Source organism: Pseudomonas sp. P105 (genome assembly GCF_032614175.1).
GTDB classification, from domain to species: Bacteria; Pseudomonadota; Gammaproteobacteria; order Pseudomonadales; family Pseudomonadaceae; genus Aquipseudomonas; species Aquipseudomonas rhizophila.
Genome location: NZ_CP126693.1, coordinates 4458183 through 4473076, shown reverse-complemented (window position 1 = coordinate 4473076; position 14894 = coordinate 4458183). Strand labels below are relative to the sequence as shown.

The 14894-nt window shown below is 60.5% G+C and carries 15 protein-coding genes; 10 read left to right on the top strand and 5 right to left on the bottom strand.

All coding sequences use genetic code 11. From position 1 onward, the window contains the following. Positions 1-3 precede the first annotated feature (3 nt). Positions 4-972, top strand: a complete 969-nt coding sequence (gene araH / locus QOM08_RS20005) for an L-arabinose ABC transporter permease AraH (RefSeq protein ID WP_076383836.1) — start codon at positions 4-6, stop codon at positions 970-972. Between the two features lie 178 nt (positions 973-1150). Here the strand turns inward: araH and QOM08_RS20000 are convergent, their stop codons facing one another. Next, positions 1151-1531, bottom strand: coding sequence for a Rho termination factor N-terminal domain-containing protein (locus QOM08_RS20000; protein ID WP_107322024.1), 381 nt, complete (start codon positions 1529-1531; stop codon positions 1151-1153). A 67-nt stretch (positions 1532-1598) separates the two neighbouring features. Continuing rightward, positions 1599-1940 carry a hypothetical protein gene (locus QOM08_RS19995; RefSeq protein ID WP_047228216.1) on the bottom strand — a complete coding sequence of 114 codons (342 nt, stop codon included), beginning with the start codon at positions 1938-1940 and terminating at the stop codon, positions 1599-1601. Between the two features lie 179 nt (positions 1941-2119). Between QOM08_RS19995 and QOM08_RS19990 the strand changes: the two genes are divergently transcribed. Continuing rightward, positions 2120-2602 carry a GNAT family N-acetyltransferase gene (locus tag QOM08_RS19990; protein WP_047228217.1) on the top strand — a complete coding sequence of 161 codons (483 nt, stop codon included), beginning with the start codon at positions 2120-2122 and terminating at the stop codon, positions 2600-2602. Between the two features lie 5 nt (positions 2603-2607). On the opposite strand, the gene QOM08_RS19985 is transcribed toward QOM08_RS19990, so the two are convergent. Then, positions 2608-3240 (bottom strand): glutathione S-transferase family protein, encoded by a 633-nt coding sequence (locus QOM08_RS19985; RefSeq protein ID WP_076383838.1) that lies wholly within the window; start codon positions 3238-3240, stop codon positions 2608-2610. A 187-nt stretch (positions 3241-3427) separates the two neighbouring features. Between QOM08_RS19985 and QOM08_RS19980 the strand changes: the two genes are divergently transcribed. From QOM08_RS19980 to QOM08_RS19960, 5 genes are all read left to right on the top strand, one after another. Continuing rightward, the gene (locus QOM08_RS19980) at positions 3428-4411 is read left to right on the top strand and encodes a 2-dehydro-3-deoxygalactonokinase (RefSeq protein WP_188252050.1); all 984 of its coding nucleotides are present in this window, start codon (positions 3428-3430) and stop codon (positions 4409-4411) included. 17 nt (positions 4412-4428) lie between these two features. Further along, positions 4429-5049: a 2-dehydro-3-deoxy-6-phosphogalactonate aldolase gene (locus QOM08_RS19975; protein WP_316912041.1), complete on the top strand. Its 621-nt coding sequence runs from the start codon at positions 4429-4431 to the stop codon at positions 5047-5049. Positions 5050-5098: 49 nt separating this feature from the next. Beyond that, complete coding sequence (gene dgoD, locus QOM08_RS19970) at positions 5099-6247, top strand: galactonate dehydratase (protein ID WP_047228221.1); 1149 nt, start codon at positions 5099-5101, stop codon at positions 6245-6247. A 190-nt stretch (positions 6248-6437) separates the two neighbouring features. Beyond that, on the top strand, positions 6438-7748 hold the full coding sequence (locus QOM08_RS19965) for an MFS transporter (RefSeq protein ID WP_047228222.1): 1311 nt from the start codon (positions 6438-6440) through the stop codon (positions 7746-7748). Between the two features lie 59 nt (positions 7749-7807). Further along, on the top strand, positions 7808-8611 hold the full coding sequence (locus QOM08_RS19960) for an IclR family transcriptional regulator (RefSeq protein ID WP_013693986.1): 804 nt from the start codon (positions 7808-7810) through the stop codon (positions 8609-8611). A 6-nt stretch (positions 8612-8617) separates the two neighbouring features. On the opposite strand, the gene QOM08_RS19955 is transcribed toward QOM08_RS19960, so the two are convergent. Next, the gene (locus QOM08_RS19955; RefSeq protein WP_139049471.1) at positions 8618-9670 is read right to left on the bottom strand and encodes an NAD(P)-dependent alcohol dehydrogenase; all 1053 of its coding nucleotides are present in this window, start codon (positions 9668-9670) and stop codon (positions 8618-8620) included. Positions 9671-9849: 179 nt separating this feature from the next. Here QOM08_RS19955 and QOM08_RS19950 point away from each other — a divergent pair, with 179 nt between their 5' ends. Further along, positions 9850-10740 (top strand): AraC family transcriptional regulator, encoded by an 891-nt coding sequence (locus tag QOM08_RS19950; protein WP_047228224.1) that lies wholly within the window; start codon positions 9850-9852, stop codon positions 10738-10740. A 183-nt stretch (positions 10741-10923) separates the two neighbouring features. Here QOM08_RS19950 and QOM08_RS19945 read toward each other — a convergent pair whose 3' ends face one another. Then, a complete protein-coding gene (locus tag QOM08_RS19945; protein ID WP_316912040.1) occupies positions 10924-12588 on the bottom strand; it encodes an electron transfer flavoprotein-ubiquinone oxidoreductase in 1665 nt (554 codons plus the stop codon). Between the two features lie 546 nt (positions 12589-13134). Between QOM08_RS19945 and QOM08_RS19940 the strand changes: the two genes are divergently transcribed. Together QOM08_RS19940 and QOM08_RS19935 are read left to right on the top strand one after the other, a co-directional pair. Beyond that, a complete protein-coding gene (locus QOM08_RS19940) occupies positions 13135-13884 on the top strand; it encodes an electron transfer flavoprotein subunit beta/FixA family protein (RefSeq protein WP_007908338.1) in 750 nt (249 codons plus the stop codon). A 1-nt stretch (position 13885) separates the two neighbouring features. Next, complete coding sequence (locus tag QOM08_RS19935) at positions 13886-14815, top strand: electron transfer flavoprotein subunit alpha/FixB family protein (protein WP_107322026.1); 930 nt, start codon at positions 13886-13888, stop codon at positions 14813-14815. Positions 14816-14894: the final 79 nt, after the last annotated feature.

Genomic DNA, 14894 nt, shown 5'->3' with positions numbered 1-14894 from the left:
AACATGACCATTCAAAACAATGCACTGCCAACGGCACGCAAACCCCTGGATCTGCGGCGCTTCCTGGACGACTGGGTCATGCTGCTGGCGGCTGTCGCAATCTTTGTGCTCTGCACCCTGATGATCGACAACTTCCTGTCACCCCTGAACATGCGAGGCCTGGGCCTGGCGATTTCCACCACGGGCATCGCGGCCTGCACCATGTTGTATTGCCTGGCTTCCGGGCACTTCGACTTGTCGGTGGGCTCGGTGATTGCCTGTGCCGGTGTGGTCGCGGCGGTGGTGATGCGTGACACCAACAGCGTGTTCCTCGGCGTCAGCGCAGCGCTGGTGATGGGGCTGATCGTCGGGCTGATCAATGGCATCGTCATTGCCAAGCTACGGGTCAATGCGTTGATCACGACGCTGGCGACCATGCAGATCGTCCGGGGCCTGGCCTACATCTTTGCCAATGGCAAGGCGGTGGGCGTGTCCCAGGAATCGTTCTTCGTGTTCGGTAACGGCCAGATGTTCGGCGTGCCGGTGCCGATCCTGATCACCATTGTCTGCTTTCTGTTTTTCGGCTGGTTGTTGAACTACACCACCTACGGGCGCAACACCATGGCCATTGGTGGCAACCAGGAGGCGGCGTTGTTGGCAGGGGTGAACGTTGATCGGACCAAGATCATCATCTTCGCCGTGCATGGTGTGATCGGTGCCTTGGCGGGTGTGATCCTGGCCTCACGCATGACCTCGGGCCAACCGATGATCGGCCAGGGCTTTGAACTGACCGTGATCTCGGCTTGCGTGTTGGGCGGGGTGTCGTTGAGCGGCGGTATCGGCATGATTCGCCATGTCATCGCCGGGGTGCTGATTCTGGCGATTATTGAAAACGCGATGAACCTGAAGAACATCGACACCTTCTACCAGTACGTCATCCGTGGCTCGATCCTGTTGCTGGCGGTGGTGATCGACCGAATGAAACAACGCTGAAACCTGCCCCGACCGGGCTGGACCCAATCGCGAGCAGGCTCGCTCCCACAGGATTTGTGCCGGATTCCGAACCCGAGCACGGCGCAGATCCCCCTGTGGGAGGTTCCGAACTCCGGCACAGCGCAGAACCCTGTGGGAGCGAGCCCGCTCGCGATGGCGTCATTCCTGACGCCCGCGATCAACCGACCTTGCGCAGCGCTTCAACCAATTCCTGCTTACGCATCTTCGAACGTCCGGGAATGTTCTTCGCCCGGGCCTCTTTCATCAGGTTATCCACAGTCTGGGTCGCGCGGGAGGCCTTGCTGGTGCGCGGCTGACCTTCGCGGGTCTTGGCTGCGCGACGGGCCGATTCCTTGCGGTCGGTTTTCTTTTCTGCTGCCGGTTTTGTCTTCCCCGACCCACCGGAGCGTTCGCCACCGCCAGACTGCTTGTTGACCGTCGCCCAAGCACGAGCCTCGGCCTTGTCCTCGGACAAACCCTTTTTCTCGTAACTTGCTTCAATATGTTCGGCTTTGCGCTTTTGCTCGGCTGTGTATTTGTCTTTGCTTCCACGAGGCATGGGAATCTCTCCTCAAGTGTGTGAGCAGAGCCACCCGCCAGGAGCGCGTCGCTCGCTCCCTGGGGGGTTACTGGCTGGCGCCGCCCTCGGAACCCGACCCGCCGGTGGTGGTTTTCGAGCCCGTGCCGGTTTCGGCGTTATCGGGGGTATTGGAGTCCGGCGTATTCATGCCGCCCTGACGACCCGCATCATTGCCCTGCACCCGCGGATCGGTGCCGTTGGCGGGAGGCTGACCATTGTTCAGGCCGCCACCGGTGCCATCGGTGTTCAGCTTGGGCATGCCTTCGGTTGCGGGGGAATTGGGCGCCTGTACCGGATCGGTCGGACCGGTGCCGTCGGTGGTGGCTGCGAAAGCCGCCGAAGATAGCAGCGTGGCGAATGTGAATGCAGTCAGCCTTGATGAGATCATGGTGTCGCCTCCATTTTTTAGAATGCTTGCCTGATTTTGGGCTGTCCTGAATCCGGGTTTGTGCCTGACAGGCGACGAATGGTGCCGTAGGGACCGTCACTCAAAATTTGTCTTCGAGGTGTGACGAGCGCAGCGTGGCGGCTTAGTATGGCGCTTTCAATTGGCTACAAGGCCCGTTCATGTCGATCCAGATTCGTCCTGCGCAACCCAGCGATGCGCCTCAAATCCTTGCCTTCATCACTGAACTTGCCGATTACGAAAAGGCCCGCCACGAAGTCATCGCCAGCGTGACGGACATTCAGCGCAGCCTGTTCAGCGAGGGCTCCACTGCCCATGGACTGATCTGTCTGCGTGATGGCGTGCCCATCGGTTATGCGGTGTTTTTCTTCAGTTATTCCACGTGGCTGGGCAGCAACTGCCTGTACCTCGAAGACCTGTACATCACGCCTGACCAGCGCGGCGGCGGGGCAGGGAAGACGCTGCTGCGTCACCTGGCGAAAATTGCCTGCGACAACGACTGCGGCCGCTTCGAGTGGAGCGTGCTGGACTGGAACACGCCGGCGATCGAGTTCTACAAGTCCCTCGGCGCGCAACCCCAGGAAGAGTGGGTGCGCTACCGGATGGACGGCAAGGTGCTACGGGATTTCGCTAACGGCAATTGAGCACTTCATGAGTGGGCGTCGGATGCCCACTCGGCAAACCCCGGTCGTGGTTCGAGTCGTTTGCAATATGCGGCCACGGCCGGGTAGTCCGGGCGTTCCATGGGCGTCTGGCGCCAGCGATGCACCGACAGACCGATGAGCACATCCGCGAGGGAAAAATCCGCACCGGCCACGTAGGCGCCAGTGCGGCTCAACTGATCCTCCAGCAACCCCATCTTTTCGTTCCAGCCTTTGACCCCGGCGGCGATGCGTTGTGGGTCCTGAAACTCCGGGTTCTTGCGCACCAATGCATGAAACGCATAGCCCCATGACGGGTTGAGTTCGGTCGCTTGCCAGTCCATCCACTGTTCGATTCGGGCGCGCGCGGCCGGTTCGACGGGCAGTAGATCGTTGCCTCCATGCTTGCCCACAAGGTAGCGACAAATGGTGTTGGACTCCCACAGCACACCGTTTTCATCAATGATCACCGGCACTTGGGCGTTGGGGTTGAGCGCCAGAAACTCGGGGTCATGGGTCGAGGCAAAGCCGATGCCCCAGTCTTCGCGCTCGTAGGCGATCTCCAGCTCCTGACAGGTCCACAACACTTTTCTGACGTTGATCGAAGAAGTGCGGCCGAGGATTTTCAACTGTTGTCCCATCCCTTTTTCCCTGAGTTGTTTGGCGTCCGATCAGAAACGTAGCAGGGTCTTGGGCGAATGGCGATTGGCTTTGTCGTCGATGCATTTAATCCCAATATATGGGAATGATATTTATATATTGAGATTTTGTTGCGCCCAGGTTTATAGTCCGTGCACTCACTGCCAAAAAACAAAACAGGTGAAACGGATGCAGGCGCAATTGATTGCGCTCGATTGGGGGACCACCTCATTACGGGCTTACAAACTCGCCGCCGGGGGCGAGGTGCTCGAACAGCGTTCGCTGTCGTCGGGGATCATGCAGTTGCCCTCCGGGCCGCGAACGGTGGCCGGTCAGGTGTGCATCGACGGTTTTGAACTGGCCTTCGACGAGGCTTGCGGCGATTGGCTCGACGCCCAGCCAGGCCTGCCCGTGATCGCCTGCGGCATGGTCGGCAGCGCCCAGGGCTGGCGCGAAGCGCCTTACTGCGACACACCCGCCAACGTCGCCAATCTCGGACATTCCCTACAAATCATTCGTAGTCTTCGCGGTGTCGATGTGCACATCGTGCCGGGGGTGATCCAGCGTTCGCGGTTACCCAATGTCATGCGCGGCGAAGAAACCCAAGTGCTTGGCGCCTTGCACAGCCTGCCGGATGAAGCGGTACTGATCGGCTTGCCCGGCAGTCATTCGAAATGGGTGGAAGTGGCCGATGGCTGCATCGTGCATTTCGATACGTTCATGACCGGCGAGATCTTCGCCGTGCTCAGTGACCACAGCATTCTGGGCCGCACCCAGCAACGTGGCACGGCGTTCGATAGCCTGGCTTTTGATCGCGGCGTGCAGGTGGCGTTGTCGGTGGACGGCCAGATCGGCCCGTTGTCCACCGTGTTCAGTGCCCGCAGTCTGGGCTTGACTGGCGAACTCAGTGCCAGCGCCCAGGCGGATTACCTTTCCGGCCTCCTGATCGGTCATGAGCTGACGGCCCTGGCCACCGTGCAACGCCGACGGCGCGACACCATTCATCTGCCGACGGTGGTGTTGATCGGCAATTCTCAACTCTGCGTCCGTTATCAACGGGCCCTCGATGCCTGCGGTTTTGCCCGGGTGTCCCTGGCCGAACAGGCCACCGAACGTGGTTTGTGGCAACTGGCCGTGGCGGCCGGGCTGCTCGATTCCACCGCATCGCGTTAAACGACTGGAGGTCTGACATGCTCACACAAGCACTGGCGCACAACGGGCTGATCGCAATTTTGCGCGGTCTGCGGCCGGAAGAGGCCGCCGCTATCGGCGAAGTCCTTTATGGCGCCGGATTTCGCGTCATCGAAGTACCGCTCAATTCTCCCGAGCCGTACGAAAGTATCCGCATCCTGCGCAGTACCTTACCCGCCGATTGCCTGATCGGGGCCGGCACGGTGCTCACGCCGGAACAGGTCGAGCAAGTGAAAGCCGCCGGCGGTCAAGTCATCGTTATGCCCCATAGCGATCCTAAGGTGTTGCGGGCGGCGAAAGCCGCGGGCTTGTACCTCTCGCCCGGCGTCGCCACGCCCACCGAAGCCTTTGCTGCACTGGCCGAAGGTGCCCATGTGTTGAAGATGTTTCCGGCCGAGCAAATGGGGCCGGCGGCGGTCAAGGCGTGGCTCGCGGTATTGCCGGCCGGAACCGTGCTGGTGCCGGTGGGCGGGATTACCCCGGACAACATGGCGGTGTTCGTCGAGGCCGGCGTCAAGGGGTTCGGCCTGGGTTCCGGGTTGTTCAAGCCGGGCCTGACGGCTGACGAAGTGGCGGTGCGCGCCAAGGCCTACGTGGCCGCGTGGAATGCCTTGAACTGACGACTTTTCCAGCGCCCCGCGCGCTGCATCTGATAAGAGAGACAACAAGATGAAAATCACCAAACTGACCACGTTTATCGTTCCGCCGCGCTGGTGCTTCCTCAAGGTCGAAACCGACGAAGGCGTCACTGGTTGGGGCGAACCCGTGGTTGAAGGCCGCGCCCACACGGTGGCGGCCGCCGTTGAGGAATTGTCCGACTACCTGATCGGCAAAGACCCACGCAATATCGAAGACATCTGGACCGTGCTGTATCGCGGCGGCTTCTACCGCGGCGGCGCGATTCATATGAGCGCCCTGGCCGGTATCGACCAGGCGTTGTGGGACATCAAGGGCAAGGCCCTGGGCGTGTCAGTCAGCGATTTGCTTGGCGGGCAGGTACGCGACAAGATCCGCGTGTATTCGTGGATCGGCGGCGACCGCCCGGCGGACACCGCCCGAGCGGCGAAAGAAGCCGTGGCGCGGGGTTTCACGGCGGTGAAGATGAACGGCACCGAAGAACTGCAGTTTCTCGACACCTTTGAAAAGGTCGACCTGGCCCTGGCCAATGTCGCGGCGGTACGGGATGCAGTCGGGCCGAACGTCGGCATTGGCGTGGACTTCCACGGTCGGGTGCACAAGCCGATGGCCAAGGTGCTGATGAAGGAGCTCGATCCGTACAAGCTGATGTTCATCGAAGAACCGGTGCTCAGTGAGAACTACGAAGCCCTGAAGGAATTGGCGCCGCTGACCAGCACCCCGATTGCCCTGGGCGAGCGGTTGTTCTCGCGCTGGGATTTCAAACGGGTGCTCAGCGAAGGCTACGTGGACATCATCCAGCCGGATGCGTCCCACGCCGGTGGCATCACCGAAACCCGCAAGATCGCCAACATGGCCGAGGCCTACGACGTGGCGCTGGCACTGCACTGCCCGCTGGGCCCGATCGCCCTGGCGGCGTGCCTGCAACTGGATGCGGTTTGCTACAACGCGTTCATCCAGGAGCAGAGCCTGGGCATCCATTACAACGAGAGCAACGACCTGCTGGATTACATCAAGGATCCGCGGGTGTTCGACTATGACAAGGGTTTCGTGAAAATCCCTAACGGTCCAGGCCTGGGCATCGAGATCAATGAGGAGTACGTCATCGAACGCGCCGCCATCGGCCACCGCTGGCGCAACCCGATCTGGCGCCATGCCGATGGCAGTTTTGCTGAGTGGTGAGTCACGCCTGATCCACCCGCTTCCCCTGTGGGAGCGAGCTTGCTCGCGATGGCAATGTATCAGTCACACATGCGCCAACTGACACACCGTCATCGCGAGCAAGCTCGCTCCCACAGTCTGATCTTCGCAAGCAGGGAGATCTTCTTCGATGCGCCCGTTTCCTCAATAAACATAAAAAGAGGCACCTCACATGCAAGCGCACACCCTGAGCGCGCAAGCGTCGTTGGTGACGCCCAGCCGCAAGCGTTTTTTCATCATGGTCCTGCTGTTTATCACCGTGGTGATCAACTACCTGGACCGCAGCAACCTTTCGATCGCCGCCCCCGCGCTGACCAGTGAGCTGGGCATCGATCCGATCCACGTCGGGCTGATTTTCTCGGCGTTCGGCTGGACCTACGCCGCCATGCAGATCCCCGGCGGCTGGCTGGTGGATCGGGTGCCCCCGCGTATTCTGTATAGCGTTGCACTATTGCTGTGGTCGGTGGCCACGGTGATGCTCGGTTTTGCCGCCAGCTTCATCGCGTTGTTCGTCCTGCGCATGGCGGTTGGCGCCCTGGAGGCACCGGCCTACCCGATCAATAGCCGCGTGGTGACCACCTGGTTTCCTGAGCGCGAACGGGCCACGGCCATTGGTTTCTACACCTCGGGGCAGTTCGTCGGGCTGGCCTTCCTGACGCCGGTATTGGCGTGGCTGCAACACGCCTTCGGTTGGCACATGGTATTTGTCGCCACGGGCGCGGTGGGCATCATCTGGGCGGTGATCTGGTACGCGGTGTATCGCGAACCGCGGGATTTCAAAGGGGTCAACGCCGCCGAGATCGAACTGATCCGCGAAGGCGGCGGGTTGGTGGATATCCAGGCCGATACAGCCAAGGCCAAGGCCAAGTTCAGTTGGGCGGACCTGGGGATCGTCCTGACCCAGCGCAAGCTGTGGGGCATTTACCTGGGCCAGTTCTGCCTGAATTCCACACTGTGGTTTTTTCTGACCTGGTTCCCGACCTACCTGGTGAAATATCGCGGCATGGACTTCATCAAGTCCGGCCTGTTGGCGTCATTGCCGTTCCTCGCCGCGTTTGTCGGTGTGTTGTGTTCCGGGTTCTTCTCCGACTGGTTGATCCGTCGCGGTTCCACGGTGGGGTTCGCCCGCAAGCTACCGATCATCGGCGGGCTGCTGATCTCTACGGCGATCATCGGCGCCAACTTCGTTGAGTCGACACCGTTGGTGATCGCTTTCCTGGCCCTGGCGTTCTTCGGCAATGGCCTGGCGTCGATCACCTGGTCGCTGGTCTCGACCCTGGCGCCCGCGCGGTTGCTTGGCTTGACGGGCGGGGTGTTCAATTTCATCGGTAACCTGGCGGCCATCGCCACGCCCATCGTCATCGGTTTCCTCGCCAGCGGCGATTCGTTTGCCCCGGCCATCACCTATATCGCCGTGCTGGCGTTGATTGGCGCGCTGTCCTACATCCTGCTGGTAGGGAAGGTCGAGCGCATCGAGTTGTAGTCCGACGGGGCGGGCGACCATAATGCCGCCCGTTCCCCGCTCACTGTTGAAGGCCGGATATGCAGCAAGACGATCCAAAAATCACCAAGGACGCGGCGCCCACAGGCACCCAGACACTGCTGCGTGGTCTGGGTGTGGTCCAGGCGGTCGCCAGCGGCGCCCGTGACCTGAAGGAAATCGCCCGGTTGATCGGCACCACCCGTAGCACCACCCATCGCCTGGCCAGTTGCCTGGTGGATGAGCGCTACCTGCGGGTGGTGCCGCAAGTGGGTTATCTGTTGGGGCCGAAGCTGATCGAGCTGGGTTTTCAGGCCCGGGAAGAGTTGCCGTTGGTGAGCCTGGCGGGGCCGTACCTGGACGAGTTGTCGGCGCTCACCGGTGACACTGTTCACCTGGCGATTCGCGAGGGCGACGAGGTGTTGTACCTGCTGAAAAATCCAGGGCGCAATGGCCCGGAAATGCGTTCGCGCGTGGGCCATCGCATGCCGCTGGCGCGTACCGGGATCGGTAAGGCGCTGATGCTCGATGATTCTCAGGAACAATGGAAAAGGCTGTATGAAATCAGCTTGCCGGCGGGAGGGAAGAATCAGTTCTGGCCCCAGCATCAGGAGCAATCCTGGGAGCAGTTCCAGCAGCGGATGGTGGAGTATGTAGCGGGTGGTTATGCCTTCGATCTGGAAGACAACGAGCCGTCGATTCGTTGCGTGGCGGCGCCGATCCGAGACGCCGGCAAGCGCATCGTCGCCGGTATCAGCATCGCCAGCACCGTACCGTATATGCCGCTGGAAAAAATGGCCGAGCTGATTCCCCTGGTCAAAGGGGTCACAGCCCGGCTGTCGGCGGAACTAGGCGCGAAGGTCTGACGAACGTCAGGCTTTGAGCGTCGCCATGTCGATGACGAAGCGGTACTTCACGTCGCCTGCGATCATGCGGCTGTAGGCCTCGTTGATCTGGCGGATGTCGAGCATTTCAATGTCGCAGCTGATGTTGTGTTCGGCGCAGAAATCCAGCACTTCCTGGGTTTCGGCAACACCGCCGATCAGCGAGCCGGCCAGGACCCGACGGCCCATGATCAGTTTGGCCGCGTGTACCGGCGGATCGATCGGCTCGACCAGACCCACCAGGATATGCACGCCGTCGAAACGCAAGGTGTCGAGGTAGGGATTGAGGTCGTGCTGCACCGGAATGGTGTCCAGCAGGAAGTTGAAGCGCCCGGCGGCAGCAGCCATCTGCGCGGCGTCGGTGGACACGATCACGTGGTCCGCACCTTGGCGACGGGCTTCTTCAGCCTTGCTCGCCGAGCGGGTGAACAGCGTCACTTCCGCGCCCATGGCCTTGGCGAACTTGATGCCCATGTGGCCGAGGCCGCCCATGCCCAGCACGCCGACCTTGTCACCGGCCTTCACGCCATAGTGCTTGAGGGGCGAGTAGGTGGTGATGCCAGCGCAGAGAATCGGTGCGGCGCCGGCCGGGTCGAGGGTTTCCGGGATGCGCAGCACAAAGTGTTCGCTGACCACGATGCTGTTGGAGTACCCGCCCATGGTGTGGCCGCCGCTGATACGGTCCGGGCTGGCGTAGGTCTGCGTCATGCCTTGGTAGCAGTATTGTTCCAGGTCCGCGCGACAGGCTTCGCACTCGCGGCAGGAGTCGACCATGCAGCCAACGCCCACCAGGTCGCCAATCTTATAGCGGGTGACATTCGCACCGACGGCGGTGACTTTTCCGACGATCTCATGGCCGGGCATCAACGGGTAAACGGCAATGCCCCATTCATTGCGGGCCTGGTGGATGTCGGAATGGCATACGCCACAGTAGAGAATGTCGATCGCCACATCGTCGGCTCGCGGGCTGCGGCGTTCGAACTTCATTGGGGCGAGGGGAGTGGTGGCCGATTGGGCGGCATATCCGATAGCAGTGTACATAATGGACCTCGCTAAGCAGTGAACGGTGAGGTGGACCATTGTGGGAGTCATGTCGCTTCGCGGCGATGGCGATTCCTACGCGTGTCGTGCCTATTCCTCCGACATTGGCTATGGTTTGATCCTACGAAGCATTAGACCTGCGATGATGCTTTCATCCCTTTTTTCGTGAAGTTTTTCCCATGTTGTTGACCCGTCATCTTGATGCCAATGCCCCTTTGGTCTCGCTGATTGAACCCCTGGCGACCCGCGACGGATTCGTGCCCACGCAGTTGCCGGGCGTACAGGTGCTCAGGGCCAGCCAGGACGTTGCCCGTGGTCCACAGCTCTACGAGCCGAGTCTGGTGATCATTGTCCAGGGCAGCAAACTGGCGTTCCTGGGGCCACGCACGCTGGAGTACGGTGCGGGGCATTATTTGATCCAGGCGCTGCCGGTGCCGTTCGAATGCGAAACCTACGCCATGCCCAATGCTCCGTTGCTGGGGGTTTCCGTGGCAATCGATCGGGCGATACTGGGGGAGCTGGTGCTGGCCATGGGACTGGTGCCGGGGCGCAGCCTTGCGCCGCAGACCCCGGAGTCGATGACGTGTGCGGTGCTCGATGACGCCATGCGTGGATGTGTCGAGCGCTTGTTGCACTGCCTGCACGATCCGTTGGAATGCCAGGTCATGGGGCAGGCGCGGCTGCGGGAGCTGCTGTTTGTCGCCTTGCGCGGGCCCCAGGCCGACGTACTGCGCGCGCTGGTGGAGCAGCAAGGACAGTTTGCCCGGATTGCCGCTGCCCTGAGCCATCTGCACGCGCATTTCACCGAGCCGTTGAACGTCGAGACGCTGGCCAGTTGCGCGAACATGAGTGCTTCGACCTTCCATGAACATTTCAAACGCAGCACGCTGTTGTCGCCGGTGCAGTACCTCAAACGACTGCGTCTGCTCAAGGCTCAGCGGTTGCTGCTGATCGAGGGCATGGGCGTGGCCCAGGTTGCGCACCAGGTGGGGTATCAGAGTTCGTCGCAGTTCAGCCGGGAGTACAAGCGTTACTTCGAGCGCAGTCCCGGGGAAGAGCGCGTCGCTTGATCACTCAGGATTCCTTGTGGGAGCGGGCCTGCTCGCGATAGCGCCTTGTCATTCAAGATGAATGTCGACTGACGCGCCGCTATCGCGAGCAGGCTCGCTCCCACATGGGTTCGGTGTGGTTGACAGAATCGCAGGCAACAAAAAGGCCCCCATGTCGGGAGCCTTGATGTTCAGCGAATCGGCTTACATATTCGGGTAAGTCGGCCCGCCGGCGCCTTCCGGCGAAACCCAGGTGATGTTCTGTGCAGGGTCCTTGATGTCGCAGGTCTTGCAATGAACGCAGTTCTGGGCGTTGATCTGGAAGCGCTTCTCGCCGTCTTCCTGGGTCACCACTTCGTACACCCCGGCCGGGCAATAGCGTTGGGCCGGTTCGTCATACAGCGGCAGGTTCTTGCTGATCGGGATGCTCGGGTCGGTCAGCTTCAGGTGGCAGGGCTGTTCTTCTTCATGGTTGGTACCGGAGATGAACACCGAGCTGAGTTTGTCGAAGCTGATCTTTCCGTCCGGTTTCGGGTAGTCGATCTTTTTGCAGTCAGCCGCCAGTTTCAGGCAGGCGTAGTCCGGTTTGGTGTCATGCAGGGTGAACGGCAGCTTGCCGGCGAAGATGTTCTGGTCGAGCCAGTTGAAGCCGCCGCCGATGATAGCGCCGTACTTGTGAATCGCTGGGCCGAAGTTACGACTGGCGAACAGCTCTTCGTACAGCCAGCTGTTCTTGAAACTGTCGACGTAGGCGGTCAGTTCATCGCCGCCTTCGGATTCGGCGAACAGGCGATCGGCCACCGCTTCGGCGGCGAGCATGCCGGACTTCATGGCGGTGTGGCTGCCTTTGATCTTGGCGAAGTTCAGGGTGCCGAGGTCGCAACCGATCAGCGCGCCGCCCTTGAAGACCATTTTCGGCAGCGAATTCAGGCCGCCCTTGCAGATGGCACGCGCACCGTAGCTGACGCGCTTGCCGCCTTCCAGGTACTGCTTGAGCACCGGGTGATGCTTGAGGCGCTGGAACTCGTCGAACGGCGACAGGAAAGTGTTGCTGTAGGACAGATCGACGATCAGGCCGACGACCACCTGGTTGTTTTCCAGGTGATAAAGGAAAGAGCCCCCGGTATTTTCGGTGCCCATGATGTCCAGCGGCCAGCCGGCGGTGTGCACCACCAGGCCCGGTTGATGCTTGGCCGGGTCGATTTCCCAGATTTCCTTCAGGCCGATGCCGTAGTGCTGGGCGTCGGCGTCGCTGTCCAGGTTGAAGCGCTTGATCAGTTGCTTGCCGATATGACCACGGCAGCCTTCGGCGAACAGCGTGTATTTGCCACGCAGTTCCATACCAGGGGTGTAGAGGCCTTCTTTCGGCTTGCCTTCACGGTCGACACCGAGGTCGCCGGTAATGATCCCGCGTACGACGCCGTTCTCGTCGAACAGCGCTTCCTGGGCGGCGAAGCCCGGGTAGATTTCCACGCCCAGGTTCTCGGCCTGCTGGGCCAGCCAGCGGCACAGGTTGCCCAGGGAAATAATATAGTTGCCTTCGTTGTGCATGGTCTTGGGCACAAAGAAGTCAGGGATTTTGCTCGCGGTCTCGGCGTTTCTCAGGACAAAAATGTCATCGCGCACGACGGGCGTGTTCAACGGTGCGCCGAGTTCTTTCCAGTCCGGGAACAATTCGTTCAGGGCGCGGGATTCGAATACCGCACCGGAGAGAATGTGCGCACCGACTTCGGAGCCTTTTTCGACCACGCAGACGCTGATTTCCTTACCGGCTTCGGCGGCCTTCTGTTTCAGTCGGCAAGCGGCAGACAGGCCAGCGGGGCCGGCACCGACGATGACCACGTCGAATTCCATGTATTCGCGTTCCACAGGCTATCTCCTACTCAAGGCTCAACAGTTTTTTCTAATTGGAGGTTTGGCGTTGCATCCACGATCTGCTTCGCGAAATCGACGAAAGCGGCAATGAATGACCCGCGGTTCTCTCTTAAGCGGCGCATTATATCTACACCACTCTCAGGGTCCAATACAAACGTTTGTTTGAAATAGCCGCAGGCCAGATAAATCACTGACGTACGGCTTATGACTGACCATTTTGCCGTATTGACCGGAATGGGCGTTCCGGTCAAGATACGGGCGGTTTTGCGCTCGCCGTAGGCTGACTGTTGGTTCCAAGAGCACCTCTAAAGACAGGGCGAAGGCAGCACAAAGTGACGTATTGCGTGGTTCGGACGCGCAGTTTACACGCCGCGATAATGAATGACTCGTCGGTCATCACTGACGAACGGTCTTCACTCCCGTGAGCAAGGTCATGTGTGGTTCATGCCGGCGTTTTTAGAGGTGCCCTTGCGCCCATGAGCATCAACCGCCAGGTTCGCCTAGGCGACTTTCTTTTCACCGGAGAGTAACGAGGAATCCATGAAGGTTCTTGTAGCTGTCAAACGAGTGGTCGACTATAACGTCAAGGTTCGCGTCAAGGCGGACAACTCCGGCGTCGACCTCGCCAACGTCAAGATGTCGATGAACCCTTTCTGCGAAATCGCCGTAGAAGAAGCCGTACGCCTGAAAGAAAAAGGCGTGGCGACAGAGATCGTCGTCGTCTCCATCGGCCCGACCACTGCCCAGGAGCAACTGCGTACCGCGCTGGCGCTGGGTGCTGATCGCGCCATCCTCGTCGAATCCGCCGAAGACCTGACTTCCCTGGCCGTGGCCAAGCTGCTCAAGGCCGTTGTCGACAAGGAACAGCCACAGCTGGTGATCCTCGGCAAGCAGGCCATCGACAGCGACAACAACCAGACTGGCCAGATGCTCGCGGCATTGAGCGGCTACGGTCAGGGCACGTTCGCGTCCAAAGTTGAAGTGTCCGGCGACAGCGTTGCCGTGACTCGCGAAATCGACGGCGGCGCGCAGACTGTTTCCCTGAAACTGCCGGCCATCGTCACCACCGACCTGCGTTTGAACGAGCCGCGTTATGCGTCCCTGCCAAACATCATGAAAGCCAAGAAGAAGCCGCTTGAAGTGCTGACTCCGGACGCTTTGGGCGTTTCCACCGCCTCCACCAACAAGACCCTGAAAGTCGAAGCGCCGGCTGCACGCAGCGCGGGCATCAAGGTCAAGTCGGTGGCTGAACTGGTCGAGAAACTGAAAAACGAAGCGAAGGTAATCTGACATGACTATCTTGGTAATCGCCGAACACGATAACAAGGCGCTGGCTCCGGCCACGCTGAACACCGTTGCTGCCGCTGCGAAAATCGGTGGTGATGTCCACGTTCTGGTGGCCGGTCAAGGCGTTGGCGCCGTGGCTGAAGCCGCTGCGAAAATCGCGGGTGTGGCAAAAGTGTTGTCGGCCGACAACGCTGCCTATGCGCACCAGTTGCCGGAAAACGTTGCACCGCTGGTGGCCGAGCTGGGCAAGGGCTACAGCCACATCCTGGCTGCCGCCACGTCCAACGGCAAAAACATCCTGCCGCGCGTTGCCGCTGCGCTGGACGTCGACCAGATCTCCGAGATCATCTCGGTGGAAAGTGCCGACACCTTCAAGCGCCCGATCTATGCCGGTAACGCCATTGCTACCGTGCAGTCCAATGCTGCGGTCAAGGTCATCACCGTACGTGCTACCGGTTTCGACCCGGTTGCCGCCGAAGGTGGCTCCGCTGCTGTTGAAGCGGTGGCTGCTGCTCACGACGCCGGTATCTCCAGCTTCGTCAACGAAGAACTGGCCAAGTCCGATCGTCCGGAACTGACCGCTGCCAAGATCGTCGTTTCCGGCGGGCGTGGCATGCAGAACGGTGACAACTTCAAGCACCTGTACGCCCTGGCCGACAAGCTGGGCGCCGCCGTCGGTGCTTCCCGCGCCGCGGTCGACGCAGGTTTTGTACCTAACGACATGCAGGTCGGCCAGACCGGCAAGATCGTTGCGCCACAGCTGTACATCGCCGTTGGTATCTCCGGCGCGATCCAGCATCTGGCCGGCATGAAAGACTCCAAGGTGATCGTCGCGATCAACAAGGACGAAGAAGCGCCGATCTTCCAGGTGGCTGACTATGGCCTGGTAGCGGACTTGTTCGAAGCCATCCCTGAGCTGGAGAAGCTGGTCTAATCCGGCGTCTTCACTTATAAAGAGCCCGGCCCTTTGGCCGGGTTTTTTATTATCTGCACGTTGTTGTCACTGCAAGGGG